Source organism: Pseudomonas sp. ABC1 (genome assembly GCF_013395055.1).
Lineage (GTDB): Bacteria > Pseudomonadota > Gammaproteobacteria > Pseudomonadales > Pseudomonadaceae > Stutzerimonas.
In genome coordinates this window covers 1182790-1207242 of record NZ_CP058349.1, presented here as the reverse complement: position 1 = coordinate 1207242, position 24453 = coordinate 1182790, and the positions used below count along the sequence as shown (strand labels likewise).

The window sequence follows — 24453 nt, the reverse complement described above, 5'->3', positions numbered from 1 at the left end:
GCCCTGGACCTTGGGGTCCCGGGCGCCATTGCCTGTGTTTCTCTCAGTGTGGAAGCCGCTGCTGAGCTGCGACGAAGAATATTTAGCAGAAAGCGTGCCAGGCAATAATCCGCGCACCTGGGTCCCCGCCTGCGCGGGGACGACGAGGGTATAGGGAGCGGTGGCGTACCTGTACCGCTGGCTGCGCCCCCACCTCCCGTCATTCCGATCCATGCGCCGGTCGCCGCGCCGCGTCAGTAGTATTTACTTGCTCGAAAATGCCCCCGATTGGAGCGCCCGCCTGTTTATGGTGCGCCTTGTTCCTGGGCCAGCAGCCGTTCGGCCAGGTCGATCAGGCGCAGTCCCTGGTTCATCGCTGTCCGTTGCATACGGTCATGGGCGCTCTGCTCGTCCAGTTGGTAGCGACTCATCAACAGGCGCTTGGCCTGCTCGATACGCTTGCGTTCGGCCAGGCTGCTGCGGGCGGCCTTGAGCTCATCGCCCAGGCGTTGCAGGTGGCTGGACTGCTCCTGCAACAGGTCGAGCAGCGAGTGGCGCAAGGCATCGTCCGGGGTGGCTTCGTCGAGGGTGCGGCCCTGCACGCTGAACAGCAGCGGCTGTGCGTGGCCCGCCTGCGCAGCCAATTGCCGCGACAGGCTTCGGTGGTTGTCCAGTTCCGCACTGGTGCTTTCCAGGCGTTGTCGGCAGAGCTGGCGCAGGGCCTCGGCGAGCAGCGCCTCGATGGTGTGCATGGCGTCGATCCGCTCGCTGCACAGGTCGAACCAGAGCTCTGCCAGGCCGGCGTCCACTGGCCGCTCGGCGCAGGTGTGCAAGGCCAGTTGGCGCAGGCGCTGCACCGGGCCCGCGGCGTCCTCCAGGTGTTGCCAGCGCTGGAGCGCCTCGTTGTCGGCGTATTGGGCGAAAGTCTCGCTGCAGCGCTGCTGGCCGGCGCGTAGATGGTTCATCCGCTCCTGTTGCCGTGCATCGAAAAAACCGCGTGAAAACCCCATGGCACCGCAGGCGCGTTCCTGCCCGGCCAGTTCCTTGGCCTGCATGAAGTTGAACAGGGCCACCAGGGCACGGGTCAGTTGCGGGTCGAGGGCGGTGTCGGCGGCCTCGAAGACCACCGCCAGCAGGCTGGCGATCAGCCGGGTAAAACTGTCGCTGGCGTCTTCGACACCGAGGTGCGACTCGCGGATGCGGCGGCGCAGTGCCGGCAGGTCGTCGAGGCCGTGCAGCAGGTAGGCCAGGCGGTGGTAGAGGCGGGCGCGTTCCGCGCTCGCGACGTCGAGCTGGTCGAGGTGCTCGCGGAGTCGCTGCTCCTGCCGTCGGGCTTCGTCGCTGTGCTGGTCGAGGGTGGCCAGCAGGCGGGCTTGTGGCTGGCCCAGGTAGAGATTGGAAAAGCCGCGTTCGCGTTGCAGGGCATGCACCAGGTCGCTCAACAGGCTGACCAGAGTGCACGTCTGGGCCAGGGCCTCCAGCCCTTGCAGTTCGCAACGGCGGGCGGCGAGCATGAAGCGCAGGGTCGCCGGTAGCTGTCGATCGTGCATGCTTGGCTCCGGGTCAGTAGGCGGCCAGTCTGGCCAGGGCAGGTTGTAGCTCCCCACATGCAGCCACCGTGCCGATGATCAGGATGGCCGGGCTGCGCAGGGCGAAGTCGCGGGCGTCCTCGTCCATGCGCGACAGGCTGCTGAGGCGTGCGCGCTGTTGCGCCAGCGAGGCGCGCTCGATCATCGCCACCGGGGTGTCTGCCGCCATGCCGCCGGCCAGCAGTTGGCGGCGGGTTTCCTCCAGGGTCGCCACGCCCATGTACAGCACCAGGGTGGCGCCGGAGCGTACCAGGGCCGGCCAGTCCGGTTGGCTGCCATCCTCGCTGTGGGCGGTCAGCAGGGTCACGCCGCGCGCCTGGCCGCGCAGCGTCAGCGGGATGGCGAAGGCGCTGGCGGCGGCCAGGCCGGCGGTGATGCCATTGACGATCTCGCAGCCGATGCCATGGCGCGCCAGCCAGGCCGCTTCTTCCCCGCCGCGACCGAATATGCACGGGTCGCCGCCCTTGAGCCGGACCACGCGACGGCCCTGGCGGGCGTAGCGCAACAGCAGGCGCAGGATGAAATCCTGGGGTGTCGAGCGGCAGCCGCCGCGTTTGCCGACGCGGAGAATGCGCGCTTGCGGGCAGTGTTCGAGCAGGGCCGGGTTGACCAGGTCGTCCACCAGTACGACATCGGCCCCGGCCAGCACGCGCACGGCCTTGAGGGTAATCAGCTCCGGGTCGCCGGGGCCGGCGCCCACCAGCCAGACAGGGGTATTCATCTCGGGATCTCCATTCAGTTCGTGGCGAGGCGGATCAGGCACAGGGTCAGTGCCAGCACGGCGGTGCCGAGCAGCAGCGCCAGACGCCGCCAGAAGCGCAGGCGCTGGGCCAGGCTGGCGGGTTCGCGCACGCGCAGGGTGGCCGCGCCGGGGTGACGCAGTTGGTGGATAAAACTGGACAACGCCTCATGCCGGCGCTGGGGGCGGGGGTGCACGGCCTGGCGGATCACCGCGTCGAGCCAGGCGGGGAAGGCGCCTTCGTCTTCCAGCAGCGAGCGGTAGGCCAGCCGCGCCTGTTGCGCCGGGCTGCGGGTGGCGGCCAGGCGGGTGCCATAGGGCAGTTGACCGCTGAGCATTTCGTAGGTGATTACACCCAGGGAGAACTGGTCGGACAGTTCGCTGCCGCCTTCTCCGAGAAAGTATTCCGTCGCGGCGTAGGCGGCCGATCCCAGTGGCAGGTGGCTGGTCGATGGAACGCTGGCGTTTTCGGCGTGGGCGGCGATGTGCACGGCGCCGAAGTCGATGATGCGCACGAAGCCGCTGTCGTCGATCAGGATGTTTTCCGGACGCAGGTCCTGGTGAAGAATTTCCAGCCGGTGCAAGGCCTGCAGGCCACGGGCGATCTGCTCGACGATGGCGATCACGCTGTCCAGTGGTGGCTGTGGGTTGTCGCGCAGCCACTGGCGCAGGGTTCGTCCCGGTACGAAGCTGGCCAGTGTGTAGAGGTGGCTGCGTGGGCGCTCGTGGGACACGGCACCGAGCAGGTGCGGGTTGTCCAGGCGGCGGGCCACCCATTCTTCGTTCAGCAGCCGGGCCAGGGCCTGGCGGTCGCTGGCCAGTTCGGCAGAGGGGGCCTTGATCACTACCTGCCGACCGCTGGCGAGGTCTTCGGCCTGGTAGACATGGCTGCGGCTGCCGCTGTGCAGGACGGTGCTGATTCGAAACCCGTCGAACCGCTGGCCAGGCTCCAACAATGGGGCAGGTGGCAGCTCGGCCAGTTGTTCGAACAGTTCGCCCGCTGTCGGCAAGGGCAAGGCGTACAGGCGCAGTAACTGGACGGTCAGGTTGTCCTGGCTGCCTTGTGCCAGCGCGGTTTCGACCAGTTCGCGGGCGGCTGTGTCCAGGTCCTGGCCTGGGCGTTCGATGATGCTCTGTATCTGGCTGCGCGAGAGGTGTTCATGGACGCCGTCGGTGGCCAGCAGGAACAGGTCGCCGACCTGCAACGGCAGGCGCCGGTAGTCGATTTCCACATGCCGTGCGACCCCCAGCGCCCGCGACAGGTAGCTGTGTTCGCTGGTGGTGTGCAGGCGGTGGTCTTCGCTCAGTTGCTCCAGCGTGCCGCCGCTGAGGCGATAGATGCGTGCGTCGCCGACGTGGAACAGGTGCGCGGTGGTGGACTTGAGCACCAGCGCGCTGAAGGTGCAGACGTGCCCGTGGTCGCGCGGGCCCTGGCGGCTCTGTCCGAACAGCCAGGCGTTGTTGGCGGCCACGACGCGCTGCACCGAGAGCCGCACCGACCAGCTCGGCGGTGTGCTGTAGTAGTCGGCCAGGAACCCCTGCACGGCGACCGCGCTGGCGACATGCCCGACCGCGCTGCTGCTGATGCCATCGGCCAGGGCCAGCGCCAGGCCCTTGTCCTGCAGCAGGCTGCCGCTGGGCAGGCGCAGGCCATGGGCGTCCTGGTTGATGGCTTTGCGTCCGGCACTGGAGTACTGGCCGTAGTCGATGCGCAACGGGTCGCTCATGGCGTCGCTCCGCTCAGTGCAGGGCGCGACGGGCGCCGGTGCGCACGTGGGTGGTGTAGAGCGTCAGCGCGGTGAAGGCCAGGCCGCCGACCAGGTTGCCCAGCACGGTGGGGATTTCGTTCCAGATCATGTAGTCCATGATCGACAGGTCGCCGCCCATGATGATGGCGGTGGGGAACAGAAACATATTCACCACCGAATGCTCGAAGCCCATGAAGAAGAACACCGTGACCGGCATCCACATGGCGATGAACTTGCCGCTGACCGTGGTGGAGATCATCGCGCCGACCACGGCGGTGGAGACCATCCAGTTGCACAGCACGCCGCGGAAGAAAATCGTCATCCAGCCGGCGAAGCCGTACTGCGCGTAGCCCAGTGTCCGGTCGTGGCCGATGTGCGCGATCTTTTCGCCGACGGCATTGGGTTCGGTGGAAAAGCCATAGGTGTAGATGAAGGACATCAGCAGCGCGACGGTCAGGGCGCCGGCGAAGTTGCCGAGGAAGACCCAGCCCCAGTGCTTGAGGATGGCGCCCCAGGTGACGCCGGGGCGGCGGTCGAGCCAGGCCAGCGGCGTGAGGATGAAGACCCCGGTCAGCAGGTCGTGCCCCAGCAGGTAGATCATGATCAACCCGACCGGGAAGAGCATGGCGCCGACCAGCGGCGAGCCGGTGCCGACGGTCGCGGCTACGGCGAACACCGCCGCCAGGGCGAGGATAGCGCCGCCCATGTAGGCGCGGATCAGTACGTCACGGAGGGCCATGTGGAGTTTGGCCTCTCCCGAGTCGACCATCTTGGTCGCGAATTCGGCTGGAGCAAGGTAAGCCATGGTAGTAGTCCTGTGTTGGGCTGGGAGGCGATCACGTCTGTGCGTCTTGCTGGCGAGGGGCTGGCCTTTTCCGGGGGCAAAAAAAAACGCCAGAGCCATGCCCCGTCATCCGGGGTTGGCTCTGACGCCATTGTCAGAAAAGGACAGTCATCGAGGCTGTCCGCGAAGTTGACTTAGCAAGAGGCGGGCCAGCAGTGCATCGATGCGCGAAGGCCTGTACTTCCTGCGTGCCTTGCCGGCACATCGAGGGACCATGGCGTGGACGCGGGGTTGTTCATGGTGCGTTGTGCGAATGGTTGCTCCATTCTGGTGCCGGAACGGTGTGACCGAGGAGTCCGAAACGGACGCTTCGGCCGCTGGAAGTGTTCGGCTAGACTCGGCTGACAATGACGGCCAGACCGGCTGCAAACGCTCTGCGAGGTTTATCCATGGCTGATTACCAGGCTCCCCTGCGTGACATGCGTTTTCTCCTGAACGAAGTCTTCGATGCTCCCGCGCTCTGGCGCAGCCTGCCGGCGCTGGCCGAGGTGGTGGACAAGGAAACCGCCGATGCGATTCTGGAAGAGGCCGGCAAGCTGATCGCCAATGGCGTCGCACCCTTGAACCGCAGTGGCGACGAGGAAGGCTGCCACTGGAACGACGGTGTGGTGACCACCCCTGCGGGCTATCTCGAAGCCTATCGGCAGTATGCCGAGGGTGGCTGGGTCGGCGTGGCGGGCGATCCGGCCTATGGCGGTATGGGCATGCCCAAGGTGATCTCGGCACAGGTGGAGGAAATGATGAACTCCGCCAGCCTGGCCTTCGGTCTCTACCCGATGCTGACCTCTGGCGCCTGCCTGTCGATCCACGCGCATGCCAGCGAGGCCTTGAAGAACCAGTATCTGCCCAACCTCTACGCCGGGACCTGGGCCGGCTCCATGTGCCTGACAGAGCCCCACGCCGGCACCGACCTGGGGCTGATCCGCACCCGCGCCGAGCCACGCGCAGACGGCAGCTACAGCATCACCGGTACCAAGATATTCATCACCGGCGGCGAACACGACCTGACCGAGAACATCATTCACCTGGTGCTGGCCAAGCTGCCGGATGCGCCGGCCGGTTCGAAAGGCATCTCGCTGTTCCTGGTCCCCAAGGTGCTGGTGGACGACGACGGTGCGCTGGGCGAGCGCAATGCGGTGTCCTGCGGGTCGCTGGAGCACAAGATGGGCATCAAGGCATCGGCCACTTGCGTGATGAACTTCGATGGCGCCAGTGGCTGGCTGGTCGGCGAGCCGAACAAGGGGCTGGCGGCGATGTTCACCATGATGAACTACGAGCGCCTGGGTGTCGGTATCCAGGGGCTGGCCACTGGCGAGCGTTCCTACCAGAGTGCCGTCGCCTACGCCCGTGAACGCCTGCAGAGTCGCGCGCCTGGCGGTGCAATTGCGCCGGAGCAGATCGCCGATCCGATCATCGTGCACCCGGACGTGCGGCGCATGCTGTTGACCATGAAAGCGCTGAACGAGGGTGGCCGGGCTTTCTCCAGCCATGTCGCGCTGCAACTCGACATCGCCAAGTTCAGCGAGGACGAGCAGGCCCGGCAGCGGGCCGAAGGCCAGGTGGCGCTGCTGACGCCGGTGGCCAAGGCTTTCCTGACCGATATGGGGCTGGAAACCACCGTGCATGGCCAGCAGGTGTTCGGCGGGCATGGCTATATCCGCGAATGGGGGCAGGAGCAACTGGTGCGCGATTGCCGTATCACGCAGATCTACGAAGGCACCAATGGCATCCAGGCACTGGACCTGCTGGGGCGCAAGGTGGTCAGCAATGGTGGCGAGTTGTACCGGGCCTTTTCCGATGACGTGCGAGCGTTCTGCGCCGATGCCGGTGCGGGTGTGCAGGCATTCAGCGAGCCGCTGCTGACTGCCCTGGGCGAACTGGATGAGGCGACCGACTGGCTGATCGAACAGGCGCGTCAGCGACCCCAGGAAGTCGGCGCCGCCTGTGTGGAGTACCTGCATGCCTTCGGCTACGTCGGCTATGGCTATATGTGGGCACGCATGGCCGTGGCGGCCTTGCGCCAGCCGCAGAGCGACTTCCACGTCGCCAAACTGGGCACGGCGCGTTTCTACTTCGCACGCCTGTTGCCGCGTACGCGCTCGCTGCTCGCCAGTGTCAAGGCCGGCAGCGAGTCGCTCTATCTTCTGGACGAAGAACAGTTCTGAGCAGGTGTCATGTAAGCAATGGCTTACATGCTGCAGTGCCAATTGCCACTATCGGCCTTTGGCCAGCAGGGCTAATCTGCTCGCACATGGACGTGACGCAGGAAGCGGCAAGGGAAGAAAAGGATGATCAGGGAATGACGCCAGGATGGCGTTTGATCAGGGATGTCAGGATTCAAGTCTGCAAGAACCCCGCTTCGGCGGGGTTTCTTTTTTGTGCCCGGTAAGGATCGTCGCGCAACCCGATAGCTCGGGTTGCGGCCTGCTCAGTCATGCTCCCGACGGCTGCTGCGCTCCACCATGATCCCCAGGCGCCTGGCCAGCCGGCTCAGGTTCGCACGGTCCACGCCCAGCTCTCGGGCAACCGCTGCCCATTTGTACTGATGACGCTCCAGTGCTTCGCCGATCACCTGGGACTGGAAGCGGTCGACCGCCTCGCGCAGGGGGAGGCCGTCGTACTCGATGTCGGGTTGATCCGTGTGTTTCATGCCGCGTGTCGCCCCCGGCAGGTCGAGCGCCTGGGCTTCGATGGTAAGGATGCGCTGGCGCTGGGGGTGATGCGCCTGTGAACGGAGGGCGGCGCGCCCGAGCAAGTGTTCCAGCTCCCGCACGTTGCCGGGCCAGTCGTAGGCCAGCAGGGCCTTCTGCGCCGTGCTGTCGAGACGCAGGCCACGCAGCCCCATGCGGGCACGGTTCTGTTCGAGGAAATAGCCGGCCAGCAGCAGTACGTCCCGGCCACGCTCGCGCAGTGCAGGGACCGGCAACGGGTAGACGCTCAGGCGATGGTAGAGATCGGCGCGAAATCGCCCTGCACGGACTTCGTCCGCCAGGTTGCGGTTGGTCGCGGCCAGTACCCGCACATCGACAAGGTGTTCGCGATCAGAGCCGACCCGCTGCAACTGGCCGCTCTGCAGGACGCGCAGTAACTTGGCCTGTGCCGCCAGCGGCAGTTCGCCGACTTCATCGAGGAACAGCGTGCCCTTGTCCGCCAGTTCGAACTTGCCGCTGCGTTCGCTGAGCGCGCCGGAAAAGGCGCCGCGCACATGGCCGAACAATTCGCTTTCCACCAGGGATTCCGGCAAGGCGGCGCAGTTGATGGTGATCAGCGGGCGGCGCGCGCGTGACGAGGCGGCATGGATGGCTTCGGCCACCAACTCCTTGCCGACGCCCGTCTCGCCGCTGATCAGCACGGTCAACTGGCTGTCGCCGACCAGGGTGATTTCTTCCAGCAGCTTGCGTTGTGCAGGGCTCTGTCCGATCAGCTCGCGTGGCTGGCGACCGGCCGCCTGACGGTAGGCTTCGGCCAGGTGGCGCTCATCCTCGACACGACGGTTCAGCAGGCTGATGCGCTCGCCGGCCATTACGGTGGCTGCGGTCAGCCCGGCGAAGGTGGCCAGGCTGTCCAGGTCGATCTGGCCGAAGCGCTCCGGCTCCAGCGTGTCGAGGGTCAGCAGGCCCCAGAGACGGTCCTGCAGGTAGAGCGGGCAGCCCAGGCAATCGTGCACCTCCAGATGCCTGGCCTGGCCTTCGATCAGGCCGTCATAAGGGTCGGGCAGTTCGCTGTCAGCGGGGAAGCGGGTCGGCTCGCGGCTGGCCAGCAGGCGCTGGAAGCGCGGATGCTCGTCAACCTTGAAGCGCCGGCCCAGGGTGTCGGTGGTGAGCCCGATCACCGCCAGTGGTACCAGGTAATCCCCATCCAGGCGCAGCAGGGCCACCGCTTCGCACGGCAGGAGCTGCTGCAGGGCTTGTAGCAGGCGGTGATAGCGTTCCTGCTCGGGTACCTCGCGGGCAAGATCGGCGATCAGTGGGATAAAGGTGGACAGTTGCACGTTTGCTGTCATATGGACCGCATTGAGTCATCGAGACTCTGTAGTCATAAAGACTTTTGAATTTATATCTTTATGAAAATAAAGGGAAATTTATATGGCATGAAAGCTGATTGGTCTGGAGATACTGCCAACTCGATATGGCAGACATCCATGCCCAGACGTGCCAGGAGTTCCCATGCTTTCCACCGAACATATCCATCTGATCAAGGCCACGGTGCCGCTGCTCGAGACTGGCGGCGAGGCGCTGACTCGCCACTTCTATCAAGTGATGTTCCGCGATTATCCGCAGGTGCTGCCACTGTTCAACCAGGCCAACCAGGGCAGCGGTCATCAGCAGCGCGCGCTGGCCAACGCGGTGCTGATGTATGCACGCAATATCGAGCGCCTGGAAGCGCTGGGGCCGCTGGTCGGGCAGATCGTCAACAAGCATGTCTCGCTGCAGATCCTGCCGGAGCATTATCCGATCGTCGGCAGTTGCCTGCTGCGGGCGATCCGCGAAGTGCTGGGCGAGGAGGTGGCCACCGATGCGATCATCGACGCCTGGGCCGCCGCCTATGGGCAACTGGCTGACCTGCTGATCGCTGCCGAGGAGTCGGTTTACGCCGCCAACGCCGAGGCGCCCGGTGGCTGGCGCGGTGCGCGGGATTTTCGCGTGGTACGCAAGGAGCGGGAAAGCGAGGAAATCACCTCGTTCTATCTGGCGCCCGCAGATGGCGAGCCGTTGCTGGCATTTCAGCCCGGCCAGTACATCGGCCTGAGCGTCCCATTCGAAGAGGGCGAGCAGCGCCGCAACTATTCGCTGTCATCCCGTGGTGATAGCGGGCATTACCGCATCAGTGTGAAGCGCGAGGCGGGAGGCAAGGTTTCCGGCTACCTGCATGATCAGGTGCAGGTGGGCGATACGTTGCAGGTATTCCCGCCTGCGGGTGACTTCGTCCTGCGCGACAGCGACCGGCCACTGGCGCTGATTACCGCCGGTGTCGGTATCACCCCGGCCCTGGCCATGCTTGAGCAGGCGAAAGAGAGCGGCCGGCCGATCCACTTCATTCACTGTGCCCGCCATGGCGGCGTGCATGCCTTCCGCGACTGGATCGAAACCGAGAGCGAGGCCAACCCGAACTTGACGCACCGCTTCTGCTACAGCGAGCCGAGGGAGGGTGACCAGGCCGATGCCGAGGGTTTTATCAGTGCCGAGTTGCTGGCGAGCTGGCTACCGCAGGGACGCGACCTGGATGCCTATTTCCTCGGTCCGCAGCCCTTCATGGCGGCGGTCAGGCGTCACTTGCTGGCACTCGGCGTGCCACAGGCGCAGTGCCATTACGAGTTCTTCGGGCCGGCGCAGGCACTGGAGGCCTGAGGGGCTGCTCTCCGGTGTATGCCTTCGATGTGCCGGGTAGCGTTTCCGGGCATGCACGAAACCCAGGGCCCGCGGCAACTACCGACGCGACCATGAGAAAAAGCCCAGATACCTGTCGTTCCCGCGAAGGCGCACTACTGTCCGGTACGAATTTTGCGGTCGATGTTGAAAGGCTTGTGAAACCTGGGAGTACGGCTTAAACCGTAGAGCGCCAACTCAATCTCGCAGGTTTCACAAGGTGTTCAGAATAAGCCGGTTCCACGATCTACTCAAAGCCCTCCCACGTGGTGTATTTGATCGCGCTGTCGTTCAGCAAGACGCGGACAGTCACAGCCGACGCTTTACAAGCTGGGATCACCTAGTTGCGATGCTATACGCCCACCTGTCTGGGGCCGGCAGCCTGCGTGAGCTCGAGTCCAGCTTCAATAGCCAGCCCAATCACCACTATCACTTGGGAACGTCTGCGATCAGGCGTTCAACACTGGCCGAAGCCAATGGGAGACGCTGTCCAGAGGTTTTCGCCCAAGCGGCGCAGTACCTGATGGCGTGCACCAGTCGGCAACAACGCAGGGACACAAAAGAGCTGCTGTACCTATTGGACTCGACCTCCATCACCCTGAAGGGCTCAGGCTTTGACGACTGGACGTTATCGGATCGAACACGCCGAACTCAGGGGGTCAAAGTCCATGTGCAGTACGCCAACCACTGCGCAGCCCCTGTGGATTGCCGTTTCAGTGCCGCCAATGTCAACGATATTGAAGTCGGCAAGTGCCTGGAGATTGAGCCTTACGCCACCTATGTATTCGACAAGGGCTATTGCGATTACAACTGGTGGGCCCGCCTGGAGGAGAACAAGGCCCGCTTCGTGACACGGTTCAAGTACAACGCGGGGCTCAAGGTTCTTTCCTCGCGCGAGATTGGCAGCGGAGAACAAGGCGTGATTTTGCAGGATGAGTACGTCAGGTTTGCCCACCGGCATCCTGGTGGAAAACGCATCAATCACTATGAAAAACCTTTACGCCGAATCGTCGTCCACCGCCCTGAGCATGATCGTCCGCTGATCCTGGCGACCAACGACCTAGAGAGCCCAGCGGCGGATATTGCTGAGCTTTACCGCCGCCGCTGGCGAATCGAATTGTTCTTCAAATGGATCAAGCAGCACTTGAAGATCAAGCAGTTTCTGGGGCGTAGCGAAAATGCGGTACGCATTCAAATTCTCTGCGCCCTGATCAGCTACCTGCTACTGAGCCTTCACCGGATGGTGACAGGTGAAAAGAAGAGCCTGTGGATGTTTATGGTGGAGGTGCGCTCAACACTGCTACAGCGTCCAGAGATAGAGGTTGAGCGTTATCGAAAGCGACAGGCGCAAAAACAAGAAATCGAGCAACGACAGGGACAGCTATTCCTTGCATAAGGAGTGCCGGACAGTAGTGCGCGAAGGCGGGAACCCAGGAGTGATGGCTACAAGGCCACGCCGGTTCAGGCTGGCCGTGAGGTGTCAGGCGGCAAGCAAAGGCCGGTGCCTTGCAGGCCGCAGTAGCCGTTGGGGTTTTTCGCCAGGTACTGCTGGTGGTAGTCCTCGGCGTAGTAGAAGGGAGGCAACTCGGCGATCTCCGTGGTGATGTCGCCGAGGCCGGCCTTCGACAGCTCTGCCTGGTAGCGCTGCCGGCTGGCTTCGGCCTGCCGTTGTTGCTCGCTGTCTTGGTAGAAAATTACCGAACGGTACTGGGTGCCCTGGTCGTTGCCCTGGCGCATGCCTTGGGTCGGGTTGTGGGCTTCCCAGAACGTCCTGAGCAGGCTCTGGTAGTCGATCTGCCGTGGGTCGAACACCACCTGCACCACCTCGGCATGGGCGGTCAGGCCGGAGCAGACTTCTTCGTAGCTGGGGTTCGGCGTGTGCCCGCCGGCATAACCGACGGCGGTGCTCCAGACCCCCTCTTGCTGCCAGAACAACCGCTCCGCGCCCCAGAAGCAGCCAAGGCCGAAGACCGCCAGTTGCAGCCCTTCGGGAAATGGTGGCAGCAGGGCATTGCCGGTGACGGCGTGGGTATTGTGCACGCTGATGGCTTCTGCGCGCCCTGGCAGGGCCTGTTCGGCGCTGGGTAGCATCAATTTGTGATGGGATTGTAGCGTCATGGGACACCTCCTCATGGATATAGGAACCCGTTCAACGCCTCACGGCCTGGAGTAGCCGTGCATGCCGACAGGGCGGTCGGCGGCGATCATGAACAGGCCCAAGGGCACTGGCTGGAGGCCGTGCCTGTGTTTTTCCCTTGCAGCTTGCCGCGTGCGGCGCGCCCCTGGCAACTGCTGATACCATTGTGACCATGTCTGCCTCTACCCGATTCTGGCGCGATCCCGCGATGCCCCATGTGGAGAGTCGCCGCGCCTGCCATAGCCGCGCCTGCTACAAGGCGCATAGCCATCCGACCTTTTCCATCGGCGCGATCGATCAGGGACGCAGCCGTTTCAGCGGTGCTGGCTCCGTCGCGGTGCCCTTGCAGGCCGGGACCCTGGTGTTCGTACCGGCCGAGCGTGTGCATGCCTGCAATCCTGATCCCGACACCGCCTGGAGCTACCAGATGCTGCACCTGGATGCCGCATGGCTGCGTGGGGTTCGGCAGGAGTACCTGCAGGACGAAGCCTCTAGCGGTGAGCCCGTTCGGATACTGTCCGATAAGGCGCTGTACACGGATTTCTGTCGGCTCAATACAGTGCTGTTCTCGCAGGCCGAGGTGGCCGACAAGGAGGCCGCGCTGATCGAGTTCATTGGCGACAGCGACCGGATTTCCGGGCTGAGTATCGATGCGTCGGCCTCGGTCCGGCAATCCGGGCGCCTCGATGCCGTGCTGGCTCTGTTGCGGCGGGAGCCGGCGGTCGCTCGTTCCCTGGATGAGTTGGCCGATGCAGCGGGAATGAGCCGTTATCGCTTGCTGCGCGCTTTTCGTGCCCGCACGGGGATGACGCCCCATGCCTGGCAGGTCAACCAGCGCATCAACGTCGCACGCGACCTGCTCCAGGGTGGGCAGGCGCTGGCCCAGGTGGCCCTGCACCTGGGGTTCGCCGACCAGGCCCATTTCCAGCGTGCTTTCAAGGCGCATACAGGCGTCACGCCGGGGCTTTATCGGTGCCGATGAGCCCGTGAGCCTGCTGCAATTTCCTTCAATACGAGCCACTCCTTAACGCCCACACTTCGCGCCTGACTGGCTTGAGTGTGAATGGCGATGGAGCAGTTTCTGATGGTGGCGGCGGCACATTTTCTTGCGCTGCTGTCGCCCGGTCCGGATTTTTTCCTGGTGGCACGAACGTCGATATCTGCGGGCTGGAAGGTCGCCAGCGGGGCTTGCCTGGGGATCGCGCTGGCCAACGGTGCCTTCATCCTGGCGGCCTTCACCGGAACGAGCGCCTTGAGCGCCGACAGTGTGCTGTTCGTCGCCTTGCAGCTCGCGGGCTGTGTCTACCTGCTCTACCTGGGTGTGCTGTTCATCCGGCATGCGGGCAGCGGCACGCTGGAGGGGGCGACGCCGGTTGGTCGTGCGGTGTTGCCGCTGCCACCGTCACGGGCCTGGTGCCGGGCTGCTGGCATGGGCTTTCTGTCGGGCATCCTCAACCCGAAGAATGCACTGTTCTATACCAGCCTGGCCGCGCTGTTGGGCGGTGCGGGTGAAGGGGGGCACCGGCTGCTGTATGGCATCTGGATGTTCTGCGTCGTGCTGTTCTGGGACCTGCTGGTCGCCTGTGCGATTGGCAACCGTGTCGTGTTGCGGCGCTTTGCCCAGGCACTGCCCTGGCTGGAGCGTGCCTCCGGGGTCGTACTGATCCTGTTGGGTGGCGGTGTGCTGGTCGTGTTGTCGGTGGGCTGAGTGCGTGTGGCTGGCTGGTGTAAAGGTGCGCGTCGCGCACCCTACGGGTCAGGGGTGGGTGCGGTCGCGGGCGACCTGGCGGATCGACAGGCGGATTTCCGCAGGCAGCACACGCTTTGCCACGCCTTCGGTCAGCTCGCCGAGTCGGCGCTGGTGAATCAGTCGCCCGTTGCGGTCAGGACGGGTCACGCCCTGCTGGCGCAAGCCATCGATGAATTGGCGGAACAGGCTCTTGTCGAAGAACTCCGGTGCGTTCAGGCCATGCAGCACTGACAGGCGCTGGGCCATCACGCTGGCGAGGCTTTCCAGTTGTTCAGCATCCAGCCCTCGTTGACCGTGGTCGAGCAGCAGCGAGGTGACCATATAGAAGCGTTGCAGGGTCTGCATCACGACCCTGGACAGCAGTGTCAGCAGCACGAACTCGCGCGAGCTCGGGTCCGGGCGCACATAGGCCTGCTCGTCCTGTTTCAATAGACCCTGGGCGACGAAGGCGGCCAGCCATTGGTCGATCACCTCCGGCAGCTCCTCGTCTTCCCAGCGGATGAACAGCTCTGCGCGCAGGTAGGGGTAGAGCGCACGGCTGAAACGCAGGATCTGCTCGCGGCTGATGCGCGCGTTGATCTGGAAGAAGCTGGCCAGCAGCGCGGGCAGGGCGAAGATGTGCATCACGTTGTTGCGGTAGTAGGTCATCAGGACCGCATTGGGCTCGTCCAGATAGAAGATGCGGCCCAGTGCGTCGTTTTGTTCGGCCAGCAACTGCATGGTCCTGACCTGTTCGATCAGGCTGCTGCCGTTGCCGTCGGGCAGCGTGACCCGGTCCGAGTAGGGCACCGCGCGCAACAGCGCCTGGTAGGCGTCCAGGGTCCGTTCCAGGGAGTGTTCGTCCAGTGCCAGGCGCCTTGTCGAGAGCATGACGATCGCCACCAGGTTGACCGGGTTGATGGCGGCGGCCTGGTTGATCCGCTGGGCGATGCGCGCGGCCAGGCGGTGGGTGGTCTCGTTCAGCCAGTCCGGGCGGAAGCCCTCGGCCATGGGCTGCTGGCGCCAGCCGGGCTGCTGCTGGTCGAGGAAGTCGTTCAGCGGCAGCGGCTCACCGAAGTTGACCCAGACCTGCCCGAAGCGCTGGCGCAGAGCGCCGATGACTTTGAACAGATCGAGGATGGACTCCTTCTTCTTGCTCGCGCCGCGCAGTTCGCCCAGGTAGGTACGGCCTTCCAGTACCCGTTCGTAGCCGATATAGACCGGCACGAACAGGATCGGCAGGCGCGACGAGCGCAGGTAGCTGCGCAGGGTCATGGCGAGCATGCCGGTGCGCGGTTGCAACATGCGCCCGGTGCGCGAGCGCCCGCCTTCGATGAAGTACTCCACCGGGAAACCACGGCTGAACAACGTGTGCAGGTATTCGTTGAAGACCGCCGTGTAGAGAGGCTTGTCCTTGAACGAGCGGCGCATGAAGAAGGCGCCGCCACGACGCAGCATGCTGCCGATGACCGGCATGTCGAGGTTGATCCCGGCGGCGATGTGCGGCGGCGTCAGGCCGTTGTGGAACAGCAGGTAGGACAGCAGCAGGTAGTCGATATGGCTGCGGTGGCAGGGCACGTAGACCACCTCGTGGCCGGCCACGCTCTGCTGGAGTTTCTCCACGTGGTTGACGCGGATGCCGTCGTAGATGCGGTTCCAGAACCACGACAGCAGGGTCTCCAGGAAGCGCACGGCGGTGTAGGTGTAGTCCGAGGCGATCTCGTTGCCATAGCGCAGGGCGCGGGCCTCGGCTTTCTCCAGTGAGATACCGTCGCGCTGGGCTTCCTCGGCGATGGCTTGGCGTACCTGGGCATGGTGCAGCAGGCCCTTGACCAGCGTGCGCCGGTGCGACAGGTCGGGGCCGATGACTGCCGCCTTCTGGTTGCGGAAATGCACCCGCAGGATTCGATGCACCATGCGCAGGGTGCGTTCGTGCCCTTTGTTCAGGGCGATCAGCTCCTTGAGCGGGATGGGTTCGGAGAATTGCACACGGGTCTTGCGGCCCAGCATGAGAATGCTCAGCAGGCGGCGCAGGCGTCCGGTCACGGCCCAGGAGTCGGCGAACAGCAGCTTCCAGGCGCTGGTCTCGCGGTCTGGCGATTGCCCCCAGAACACGCTGACCGGGATGATCACGGCATTCTCCAGAGTGCCCTGGCTCAGGGCGTTCACCAGCCGTACCAGCGACGGCGGTGCCGAACTGCGGCGACGACGGCCGAACCAACTGGCGGAGGGTGCGAGGAAGAACACCGCATCCGGTTCGTGCAGGGTGCCCAGGTCGACGGCGTCCAGTGGGCTTGGCCAGCCGTTCTTCTCGCATTCTTCGGCCAGCACCGCGAGGTCGCTGGCCGAGGTGCGTGGCAGGGCATAGAAGATTGCCGCGTTGCCGGAGGGTCGTTCCGTCGACTCCGGACGGATGGTTTCCGAACGTACCCAGAGGCGCAGTACACGGCGTATCAGCGCGAAATAGGCACGGCGCAGGGGCGATGAGGTCATGGTGATTCCTGAGTCCGGGTGCCTGTTCAGGCAGGTTGTGGCCCTTGCAGGCGCAACAGTTCGGTCAGCCGTTCGGCGGGGAGGGGCTTGCTGTAGTAGTACCCCTGGCCTTCATCGCAGCCCTGGCCGATCAGGTAGGCCTCCTGTTCGGCGGTTTCCACGCCCTCGGCGATGACCTGCATGTTCAGGTTGCGGCCCAACTGGATGATGGCGCGCACGATGGTGGTGTCGCCTTCGCCGCACTTGATGTCCTGGACGAAGCTCTTGTCGATCTTGATCTTGTCCACGGGCAGCTTCTTCAGGTAGTTCAGGGACGAATAGCCGGTGCCGAAGTCGTCGATGGCGATCAGCGCGCCGCAGGCCCGCAGGCAGTGCAGGCTGTGGGCCGCCGTCTGGATGTCCTGCATCAGGCTGGTCTCGGTCACTTCGAGTTCCAGCGTGCCCTCGGGCAGGCGATGAGTGGTGAGCAGATTGTCGATGGTGTCCGGCAGGGCGGCGTGGTGCAACTGCACGGCGGACAGGTTGACGGCCATGCGTAAGCCCGTGAAACCTTGCTGGTGCCAGTCGTGCAACTGGCGACAGGCCTGGTCCAGTACCCACTCGCCGATCTCGATGATGCTGCCGTTCTGTTCGGCGATGGGGATGAAGTGGTCCGGCGGGACGTTCTTGCCCTGCGGGTGGTTCCAGCGGATCAGCGCTTCCACGCCGGTGATGCGCCGACGCCGGTAGTCCCACTGCGGTTGGTAGAGCAGGTGGAATTCGCCCTTGTCCAGGGCCTCGCTCAGCGCTTTTTCCAGTTCGCGCCGTGCGCGTATCTCGCTGTCGATGCTGGCGACATAGAACTGGTAGCGGCCATGGGCGTGGCTCTTGGCCAGGGTCATGGTCTGCTCGGCTTTCTGCAGGAGTTTCTCGGTGGTGTCGCCATCTTCGGGGTAGAGGGTGATGCCGATGGTGGCACCCAGTCGTACCGAGTGCCCGTCCATGGCGATCGGCTCTTCCAGGTCATCGAGAATCTTCTGCGCCAGTTCGGCGGCCTGATAGGGTTCGGTGACTTCCGGCAGGATCAGGACGAACTGGTCGCCGCCCAGCCGCCCCAGCGTGCCCTGGCGGTTGGCCTGCTGCCGCAGACGATCGGCCAGCGCCGCCAGCAGGCGGTCGCCGTTCTGGTAGCCGAATTGTTCGTTGGCGCTCTTGAAGTCATCCACCCCGAGGCACAGGACGGCGACGTGGTGTTGCCGGTCGCGGGCTTCCTCCAGGGTCTGGGCGAGGGATTGCTGCAAGCGTTGCCGGTTCGGCAGGCCGGTGAGGTAGTCGTAGCTGCCCATGCGCTGCAGGTTGTGCTCGGCGGCGTGGCGCAATTGCATGTTGCGCTCGATGGCGGTGAGCAGGTTATTGGCCGTCGTCACCCAGAGGCCCAGTTCGTTGCGTTCGTGTCCGGGCAGCATGGGCAATTTATGCGCGCCGGGCTTGTCGGGATCGATCCGGCTCAGGTGGTCGATCAGGTTGGTCAGGGGCCGGGTCAGCAGCCATTCGTAGATCAGGAACAGTACCAGGGCCAGTATCAGCGAGCGTGCCAGCCCGGCAAGGAAGAGCACCACCGAGCGGTTGATGAAGTCATGGCCGTACTGGGCGGTGTCGAGGACGATGGTCAGGTCGCCATAGTGCTCGTTGAGGGGCGGGCGGCCTACCAGTTCGATGGCGAACTGTTGCTGCCGACCCAGGATCGGGTCGGTGATCCAGCGCAGTGGAAGCTCGGCGAATGGACGCTGTTTCTGCGCGAGCATGTCTTCGCCATCCTTGCCGATGGAGCCGGACTGCATCGACTCATGCTTGAACAGGCCCTCGATGACCTGGGTGGCCATGTCCCGGTCCAGGCTGTAGATGGCCTGGGTCGACGGATCGCGTGACATGCGCAGGATGCGCTGGGCATCGGCGTCGATCAGTTGAGCGGTCTTGTGCGCTTCCAGGGCGATCTGTGCGCAGTTGAGCAGAAGTCCCACGGCCAGGGCGGAGAGCAGAACAATCTGCAAGAGCTTTCTCGACAGGCTGTTGCGCAGTTCCTGTTTCAAGAGATTTTCCTTCTGGCTCGCCTGGCAAGTGATGAAAGTAGTGGTAGGCATGCTACCAGCGTCAACGTCCCTGAAGCCTCTGTCCGGTCTTTCGGGCGCCGGCCATATGGCGTTGGAATGGCGCAGGCCCCTGATGGCCGAATGGTTTCTCTTGACGAAGGGGAACGTCGAGCGGCGCGCTGCGCATCGACGGCGACACATCCCGGCCCCTACCGTTTGTCGGCGCCGCATGATGCCGCCAGAACGGCATTCTGCCAACCTGCCGTTGTGTCGCGTGCGAAGGATTCTGCTTGCCAGAATGGACGATGCCCGCAAGCGCGGGCATCGGGTACGACCGGGTAGCTAGGGTCAGGCCGCGAGGTTTTTCGCGACGAAGTCCCAGTTGACCAGGTTCCAGAACGCCTCGACGAACTTCGGACGGGCGTTGCGGTAGTCGATGTAGTAGGCGTGTTCCCAGACATCGATGGTCAGCAGCGGCGTGTCGCCGGCGGTCAGCGGGTTGCCGGCACCGATGGTGCTGGACAGTGCCAGGCTGCCGTCAGCCTTCTTCACCAGCCAGGCCCAGCCGGAGCCGAAGGTGCCGATGGCGGTCTTGGTGAACTCTTCCTTGAACTTGTCGAAGGAGCCGAAGGATGCATTGATCGCATCAGCCAGGGCGCCGCTCGGCTGGCCGCCACCGTTGGGGGACAGGCCGTTCCAGAAGAAGGTGTGGTTCCAGACCTGGGCGGCGTTGTTGAAGATGCCACCGGTGGAGGTCTTGACGATGGTCTCCAGGTCCTTGCCTTCGAACTCGGTGCCCGGCACCAGGTTGTTCAGGTTGGTGACGTAGGTCTGGTGATGCTTGCCGTAGTGGAATTCGATGGTCTCGGGGGAAATGTGTGGAGCGAGGGCATCTTTTGCGTAAGGCAGCGGCGGCAGTTCGAAAGCCATGGTGTATCTCCTCAAATCAGGTGTTTCGGATTGATGCAGCTGGCGCGGGAGTGCGTGGCGAAGATGAAACGGATACCTGTCCGCTCCGGCATGTTGGACACGCCTGGGGCCGTCTATGTGCGGCGTTGCAGGCAGGGTCGTTTCGCCTTTTCCCGTCGTTTGGCTGCGCGGTTTACTCAATCTCTGGCCGTCACGGTCGGCCGGTTGCGGGCTGATGGCCCGCGACCGGGGGATCATAGCACCCAGTCTGCGGCAATAACACGCGCAGGGGGTGTGGTCTCAGGGGGCGTGCCTTTCAACGTGTCGGGTAGCGCTTTCGGCTGCTGCTGGCGTTCTTGGCAGGCATCCGTGGAGGTGAGACGTGAGAAGATGTGCGCCGCGACGTTCCCTTGAATTGTCATTCCACCACTGGTTCCCGGTATAAGCCGGATAACGGAGTCCTCCATGCATCGCCTGTTAGCGGCAGTCGCGTTTTGCCTGCTGTCATCGCTCAGCCATGCCACCACCCCGAGTCATACGAACATGATCGCCACCCCCGAAGCCGTCCAGGTAGAGCTGGCGCAGGCCCACCCCAGCACCCTGTATATGCATGCCAGAAAGCTGTTCGAAGAGGGGCGGCGGGACGAGGCGGTCGTCTGGTTCTATATCGGCCAGTTGCGCTTTCGTTACCACCTGCTGGCCAATCCGGGCCTGCCGGCCGATGGCGAGCCGGCGGTAATGGATGCGCTGAATGCCACGCTGGGGCAGACCATCAACGAATGGGCCGGCGGTAAGCCGCAGCAATGGATCGCAGCCATCGAACAGGCCCTGGCCTGGGATGAAGCCCATCCGAACCCCACGACGCCGAAGGCGCGTCATGCCTCCGAGCTGGAGGAGATCCGTCAGGGGCTGCGCGGGCTGGCGGACTATATTCGCACCAACCTCGACGAAATCGCTGCGCAGCGCCGTGCCAACGGACTGGATAACGGTTCTTGAGGGCGTGGCGGTGCGCCGATCTTCTGTAAGCCCCGGTAGGGTGCGCCGCGTGCATCTGGGCGGAAAATCTCTATCAAAACGAACCCGGGTCGAGAGCGCACCGCCCGCTTTCAAAGCATGCTTTTGCCCAGGATCAACTGAGCCGCGATGGCGAACATCATCAGCGCCACCCCGAGATCGATCAGGCGCCAGGTAAGAGGCCGCGCCAGCCAGGGGGCCAGCCAGGCGCCGCCCAGGGCGAGCAGGGCGAACCAGCCCAGCGAGGCGCTGGCGGCCCCTGCGGTGTAGGCGCCGGGTTCGGGCTGTTGGGCGCCGAGGGAGCCGATCAGCAAGACCGTGTCGAGATAGACGTGGGGGTTGAGCAGGGTGACCGCCAGGGTGGCGAGCAGCACCTTGCCCAGCGGCCTGTGGCGGGCCTCTGCGCTGTGCAGCGCCTGTGGGCGCAGGCTGCGTTGCAGGGCTTGCACGCCGTACCAGATGAGGAACGCCGCGCCGCCCCAGCGGGCGATCTCCATCAGCAGCGGGCTTTCCGTGAGCAGCCTGGCCAGGCCGAAGACGCCGAGGCTGATCAACAGGAAATCGCAGACCACGCAGAGGGCCGCGACTGGGATATGGTGCTCGCGGCGCAGGCTCTGCGCGAGGACGAAGGCGTTCTGCGCGCCAATTGCCATGATCAGCCCGATGGTGACCAGTAACCCGTTGATATAGCTCTGCCAGATGCTTTCCATGATGCGCCTGCCGTTTCGAAGGATGGCAGTCTGGTGTGTCTTGTCGTATAAGAAAAAGCAATTTTGCTGATGCATCATTAGGAAAACTGATGTTCGACTACAAGCTGCTTACCGCCCTGGTCGCGGTGATCGAACAGGGCGGTTTCGAGCGCGCAGCCCAGGTGCTGGGGCTCTCGCAGTCGGCGGTGTCCCAGCGTATCAAGTTGCTGGAGGCGCGGGTCGGGCAGCCGGTGCTGCTGCGCGAGGTGCCGCCGCAGGCGACGGAGATCGGGCGGCGCCTGCTCAACCATGTGCAACAGGTGCGCCTGCTCGAGCGCGACTTGCAGGGCCAGGTGCCGGGGCTGGACGAGAACCGCCAGCCGGAACGGCTGCGTATCGCCCTGAACGCCGACAGCCTGGCGACCTGGTGGGGTGAGGCTGTGGCGCTGTTCTGCGCCGATCATCAGGTCTTGCTGGACCACGTGGTCGAGGACCAGGCCGTGGGACTCAAGCGCATGCGCGCAGGGGACGTAGCGGCTTGTGTGTGCGCCGCCGAACGACCGCTGGCCGGGGCGCGCAGTACCTTTCTCGGCTCCATGCGCTATCTGGCGCTGGCCAGCCCGGCCTTTCTCGCACGGCATTTCAAGGCGGGCGTGACGGCAGGCGAACTGACGCGCGCGCCGGCGATCGTGTTCGGGCCGGATGATTACCTGCAGCACCGTTACCTGGCGTCGGTGGGGATCAACGAGGGGTTCAACTTCCACCTGTGTCCGTCGTCCGAGGGCTTCGTCAAGCTGCTGCTGAGCGATCTGGGCTGGGGCATGGTGCCCGAGTTGCAGGTGCGCGAGGAACTGGCCAGCGGGCGGCTGGTCGAGCTACTGCCCGGCGTGCCGATCGATGTGCCGCTCTATTGGCACCACTGGCGCAATGGCGGTGAGCTGCTGGGGCAGTTGACCCGGCACCTGGCGCGTACGGCGGGGAAATGGCTGGTGCCCGAGCAGGCCTGAGGCCCTCCTAGGATTGGACAAAGCCCCCGCCCAGGACGATGCTGAGGGGCGCTCGCATGACAACGAACGACAATAAGAAGGAGAGTCCCATGCGCGAACTTGTGGAAAAGCTCAGCCAATATGCGGCTTATCACCGTGATCGTCGAAATATCCTCACCCACTTCATCGGCATCCCGCTGATCGTGCTGGCGGTCAGCATCCTGCTGTCGCGGCCAGCCTTCGTCGTTGCCGGGGTCACCCTGTCGCCGGCTCTGCTACTGGCTGCCTGGGTGTCGCTCTATTACCTGCGGCTGGATACGCGCTATGGCCTGGTCATGACTGCCCTGCTGGCACTGTGCGTGACGTTGGCGGCGGTGATCGCGACCTGGACGACCATGGCATGGTCGGCGATTGGCCTTGGTCTGTTCGTGGTGGGTTGGGTGTTCCAGTTCGTCGGCCACTATTACGAAGGCCGCAAGCCGGCCTTCGTCGACGACCTGGTCGGGCTGATCATCGGTCCGTTGTTCGTCGTCGCCGAGGCCGGCTTCCTGCTGGGCCTGCGCAAGGATGTCCAGGCCCGGATCGAGCAGCGCTTGCAGCCTGAGTGAGCGGCCCGGCAACGGCTGCGACTGCGACTGCGACACTCACGCCTGCCGGCGTTTTTGCGCGGTGCGCAGCCGTTCGATCATATAGCGCAGGTGGACGTGCAACTGGTACAGCTCGTTGGAGTAGGACAGCGGCACCTCGATCCGGCCCATCTCGCTTTCCAGTTGTTCCAGGCGTTCGATCTCGGCGTCGAGGTCATCGGGCCATTCACCCTTGTAGAGTTGCAGGTCGATCTCGCGCAGGTGCTTGTACCAGCGGTAGATGCGGGCCCGGATACGCCACTGGTAGAGCGGGCCTATGGCCTTGAACAGCGGAAACAGCAACACCAGCAGGGGAATCGCCAGGATGATGTAGCGGTCGGCCAGCGAGGCGATGCGGAAGGGCAGGTAGCGCTGCAGGATCGGCAGGCCTTTGTTGTAGTAGTACTCGGCCTCGTCGAGGGTCTGCAGAGAACGGGGTGGGGCGGCCGGGTAGCTGTCCGGCGGGTCGAGCAGGCTGCCGTTCTCCAGCACCTTGCGCGCGGCTTCGAGGATCAGCGGTGTCAGCGATGAGTGGAAGTCTTCGTTGGCCACCAGGGTCGCTACCGGGCCGAGGGTGACGATGTCCTTCGCCGGTGTGTCCATGGGCATGTTCAGCATGCCTTCGCCGACCTCCATCGCGCTCAGGTAGGGCAGGCGGGCGAGGTAGGCGCGGGTGCGGTTGAGGCTTTCCAGGCGCAGCTCGGGTTCTGCTGCGAGGCGCTGGATCAGTGCGTTTTCCGCCGGGCCGAGGAAGAAGGCGGCATCCAGCTCACCCGCGATCAAGGCATTGGCGGCGCGGCTGCCGCCGATGCGCTGCCAGTTCTCGGGATAGGCGCCTTCTTCGATTCGGTTGGCAGCGAGCAGGGCGCCGATCACCGCCTGGGTGCCGCTGCCATCGCTGCCGATGGCCAGGCGCAGGTCGGCCAGGTCGCTCAGGCGCTGGAACGTTACTGGCGTGCGCACGAACAGCCATACCGGCTCGCGGTACATCACGCCGAGGCCGAACAGATCGCCGCGCTGCCGTTCGCTCAGGGTCAGTTCCTGCCCGCTCTGCACCAGTGCCAGGCCGACGTCACCGGCGAGCAGCTTGCCGAGGTTGTCCAGCGACCCCCGGCTTTCCACCAGCTCCAGCGTGAAGCCTTCCTTGGCCAGTTCGTCGCGCAGGCGCTCGGCGAATGCGTGGTAGCCGCCGGTGGCCGCGCCAGTGGCCATCTTCGCGTGCATCGGTGGGGGCGGCGCGACGAAATAGAACAGCGCGCCCACCAGCAGTGCGATTACCGGGATCAGCCAGAAATTGGCCAGCAGCATGATCTTCAGGTCATTGAGAAGACGGCGCATGGGGCTTCCTTGTCGATGGGGGTGGTCGGAGGATAACTCCAATCTCCGGCAATGGCCGAATGGCGCCGCCGTTTTGCGTGTGCCACGGGCTCTGGAGCGGGCAGGGTCGGACGGGCGGCAGGGCTGCTCGGGCGGGGGGCGCTTTTGCCGGTGCGGGAGGCGCCGCTATGGGCTAGAATACGCGCCCTCAATCCTCCC

The 24453-nt window shown here is 64.4% G+C and carries 19 protein-coding genes; 8 read left to right on the top strand and 11 right to left on the bottom strand.

The genetic code is table 11. From position 1 onward, the window contains the following. Positions 1-284: 284 nt before the first annotated feature. The 4 genes from HW090_RS05305 to HW090_RS05290 are packed head-to-tail and all read right to left on the bottom strand — an operon-like array spanning position 285 to position 4860. Positions 285-1529: a nitrate regulatory protein gene (locus tag HW090_RS05305; RefSeq protein ID WP_179112497.1), complete on the bottom strand. Its 1245-nt coding sequence runs from the start codon at positions 1527-1529 to the stop codon at positions 285-287. Positions 1530-1542: 13 nt separating this feature from the next. Next, positions 1543-2289 (bottom strand): uroporphyrinogen-III C-methyltransferase, encoded by a 747-nt coding sequence (gene cobA, locus HW090_RS05300; RefSeq protein WP_179112496.1) that lies wholly within the window; start codon positions 2287-2289, stop codon positions 1543-1545. Positions 2290-2303: 14 nt separating this feature from the next. Continuing rightward, positions 2304-4034 (bottom strand): bifunctional protein-serine/threonine kinase/phosphatase, encoded by a 1731-nt coding sequence (locus tag HW090_RS05295; RefSeq protein WP_179112495.1) that lies wholly within the window; start codon positions 4032-4034, stop codon positions 2304-2306. A 13-nt stretch (positions 4035-4047) separates the two neighbouring features. After that, positions 4048-4860, bottom strand: coding sequence for a formate/nitrite transporter family protein (locus HW090_RS05290; RefSeq protein WP_179112494.1), 813 nt, complete (start codon positions 4858-4860; stop codon positions 4048-4050). A 428-nt stretch (positions 4861-5288) separates the two neighbouring features. Here HW090_RS05290 and HW090_RS05285 point away from each other — a divergent pair, with 428 nt between their 5' ends. After that, positions 5289-7064 (top strand): acyl-CoA dehydrogenase C-terminal domain-containing protein, encoded by a 1776-nt coding sequence (locus tag HW090_RS05285; protein WP_179112493.1) that lies wholly within the window; start codon positions 5289-5291, stop codon positions 7062-7064. A 263-nt stretch (positions 7065-7327) separates the two neighbouring features. Here HW090_RS05285 and norR read toward each other — a convergent pair whose 3' ends face one another. Then, positions 7328-8902, bottom strand: a complete 1575-nt coding sequence (gene norR, locus HW090_RS05280) for a nitric oxide reductase transcriptional regulator NorR (RefSeq protein WP_179112492.1) — start codon at positions 8900-8902, stop codon at positions 7328-7330. A 163-nt stretch (positions 8903-9065) separates the two neighbouring features. On the opposite strand from norR, the gene hmpA reads away from it, so the two are divergent. Together hmpA and HW090_RS05270 are read left to right on the top strand one after the other, a co-directional pair. Then, positions 9066-10247, top strand: coding sequence for an NO-inducible flavohemoprotein (gene hmpA / locus HW090_RS05275; RefSeq protein ID WP_179112491.1), 1182 nt, complete (start codon positions 9066-9068; stop codon positions 10245-10247). Positions 10248-10485: 238 nt separating this feature from the next. Then, on the top strand, positions 10486-11661 hold the full coding sequence (locus tag HW090_RS05270; protein WP_179112490.1) for an IS4 family transposase: 1176 nt from the start codon (positions 10486-10488) through the stop codon (positions 11659-11661). Between the two features lie 65 nt (positions 11662-11726). Here HW090_RS05270 and msrA read toward each other — a convergent pair whose 3' ends face one another. Next, entirely contained in the window at positions 11727-12383 is a 657-nt protein-coding gene (gene msrA / locus HW090_RS05265) for a peptide-methionine (S)-S-oxide reductase MsrA (RefSeq protein WP_179112489.1), read from the bottom strand. Positions 12384-12574: 191 nt separating this feature from the next. Here msrA and HW090_RS05260 point away from each other — a divergent pair, with 191 nt between their 5' ends. Together HW090_RS05260 and HW090_RS05255 are read left to right on the top strand one after the other, a co-directional pair. After that, on the top strand, positions 12575-13384 hold the full coding sequence (locus HW090_RS05260; RefSeq protein ID WP_179112488.1) for an AraC family transcriptional regulator: 810 nt from the start codon (positions 12575-12577) through the stop codon (positions 13382-13384). Between the two features lie 87 nt (positions 13385-13471). Next, positions 13472-14110, top strand: coding sequence for a LysE family translocator (locus tag HW090_RS05255; protein ID WP_179112487.1), 639 nt, complete (start codon positions 13472-13474; stop codon positions 14108-14110). A gap of 48 nt (positions 14111-14158) precedes the next feature. Here the strand turns inward: HW090_RS05255 and plsB are convergent, their stop codons facing one another. The 3 genes from plsB to sodB all read right to left on the bottom strand — a co-directional run bounded on the left by plsB (position 14159) and on the right by sodB (position 19623). Beyond that, complete coding sequence (gene plsB / locus HW090_RS05250) at positions 14159-16624, bottom strand: glycerol-3-phosphate 1-O-acyltransferase PlsB (RefSeq protein WP_179112486.1); 2466 nt, start codon at positions 16622-16624, stop codon at positions 14159-14161. Positions 16625-16650: 26 nt separating this feature from the next. Beyond that, entirely contained in the window at positions 16651-18693 is a 2043-nt protein-coding gene (locus HW090_RS05245) for a bifunctional diguanylate cyclase/phosphodiesterase (protein WP_179112485.1), read from the bottom strand. Between the two features lie 348 nt (positions 18694-19041). Next, positions 19042-19623 carry a superoxide dismutase [Fe] gene (sodB, locus tag HW090_RS05240; RefSeq protein WP_179112484.1) on the bottom strand — a complete coding sequence of 194 codons (582 nt, stop codon included), beginning with the start codon at positions 19621-19623 and terminating at the stop codon, positions 19042-19044. A gap of 444 nt (positions 19624-20067) precedes the next feature. Between sodB and HW090_RS05235 the strand changes: the two genes are divergently transcribed. After that, positions 20068-20598, top strand: a complete 531-nt coding sequence (locus tag HW090_RS05235) for a hypothetical protein (protein ID WP_179112483.1) — start codon at positions 20068-20070, stop codon at positions 20596-20598. A 110-nt stretch (positions 20599-20708) separates the two neighbouring features. Here HW090_RS05235 and HW090_RS05230 read toward each other — a convergent pair whose 3' ends face one another. Next, a complete protein-coding gene (locus HW090_RS05230; RefSeq protein ID WP_179112482.1) occupies positions 20709-21326 on the bottom strand; it encodes a LysE/ArgO family amino acid transporter in 618 nt (205 codons plus the stop codon). Positions 21327-21415: 89 nt separating this feature from the next. Here HW090_RS05230 and HW090_RS05225 point away from each other — a divergent pair, with 89 nt between their 5' ends. Both HW090_RS05225 and HW090_RS05220 read left to right on the top strand, forming a co-directional pair. Then, positions 21416-22312 (top strand): LysR family transcriptional regulator ArgP, encoded by an 897-nt coding sequence (locus HW090_RS05225; RefSeq protein ID WP_179112481.1) that lies wholly within the window; start codon positions 21416-21418, stop codon positions 22310-22312. An 89-nt stretch (positions 22313-22401) separates the two neighbouring features. Next, a complete protein-coding gene (locus HW090_RS05220) occupies positions 22402-22899 on the top strand; it encodes a DUF962 domain-containing protein (RefSeq protein WP_179112480.1) in 498 nt (165 codons plus the stop codon). Between the two features lie 36 nt (positions 22900-22935). Here HW090_RS05220 and HW090_RS05215 read toward each other — a convergent pair whose 3' ends face one another. Further along, positions 22936-24255 (bottom strand): TAXI family TRAP transporter solute-binding subunit, encoded by a 1320-nt coding sequence (locus tag HW090_RS05215; protein WP_179112479.1) that lies wholly within the window; start codon positions 24253-24255, stop codon positions 22936-22938. Positions 24256-24453 lie beyond the last annotated feature (198 nt).

Excerpts from the sequence above, each read along its gene's own strand:
- HW090_RS05305 (WP_179112497.1), bottom strand. The coding sequence starts at position 1,529 with ATGCACGATCGACAGCTACCGGCGACCCTGCGCTTCATGCTCGCCGCC.
- cobA (WP_179112496.1), bottom strand. The coding sequence starts at position 2,289 with ATGAATACCCCTGTCTGGCTGGTGGGCGCCGGCCCCGGCGACCCGGAG.
- HW090_RS05295 (WP_179112495.1), bottom strand. The coding sequence starts at position 4,034 with ATGAGCGACCCGTTGCGCATCGACTACGGCCAGTACTCCAGTGCCGGA.
- HW090_RS05290 (WP_179112494.1), bottom strand. The coding sequence starts at position 4,860 with ATGGCTTACCTTGCTCCAGCCGAATTCGCGACCAAGATGGTCGACTCG.
- HW090_RS05285 (WP_179112493.1), top strand. The coding sequence starts at position 5,289 with ATGGCTGATTACCAGGCTCCCCTGCGTGACATGCGTTTTCTCCTGAAC.
- norR (WP_179112492.1), bottom strand. The coding sequence starts at position 8,902 with ATGACAGCAAACGTGCAACTGTCCACCTTTATCCCACTGATCGCCGAT.
- hmpA (WP_179112491.1), top strand. The coding sequence starts at position 9,066 with ATGCTTTCCACCGAACATATCCATCTGATCAAGGCCACGGTGCCGCTG.
- msrA (WP_179112489.1), bottom strand. The coding sequence starts at position 12,383 with ATGACGCTACAATCCCATCACAAATTGATGCTACCCAGCGCCGAACAG.
- HW090_RS05260 (WP_179112488.1), top strand. The coding sequence starts at position 12,575 with ATGTCTGCCTCTACCCGATTCTGGCGCGATCCCGCGATGCCCCATGTG.
- HW090_RS05255 (WP_179112487.1), top strand. The coding sequence starts at position 13,472 with ATGGAGCAGTTTCTGATGGTGGCGGCGGCACATTTTCTTGCGCTGCTG.
- plsB (WP_179112486.1), bottom strand. The coding sequence starts at position 16,624 with ATGACCTCATCGCCCCTGCGCCGTGCCTATTTCGCGCTGATACGCCGT.
- sodB (WP_179112484.1), bottom strand. The coding sequence starts at position 19,623 with ATGGCTTTCGAACTGCCGCCGCTGCCTTACGCAAAAGATGCCCTCGCT.
- HW090_RS05235 (WP_179112483.1), top strand. The coding sequence starts at position 20,068 with ATGCATCGCCTGTTAGCGGCAGTCGCGTTTTGCCTGCTGTCATCGCTC.
- HW090_RS05230 (WP_179112482.1), bottom strand. The coding sequence starts at position 21,326 with ATGGAAAGCATCTGGCAGAGCTATATCAACGGGTTACTGGTCACCATC.
- HW090_RS05225 (WP_179112481.1), top strand. The coding sequence starts at position 21,416 with ATGTTCGACTACAAGCTGCTTACCGCCCTGGTCGCGGTGATCGAACAG.
- HW090_RS05220 (WP_179112480.1), top strand. The coding sequence starts at position 22,402 with ATGCGCGAACTTGTGGAAAAGCTCAGCCAATATGCGGCTTATCACCGT.
- HW090_RS05215 (WP_179112479.1), bottom strand. The coding sequence starts at position 24,255 with ATGCGCCGTCTTCTCAATGACCTGAAGATCATGCTGCTGGCCAATTTC.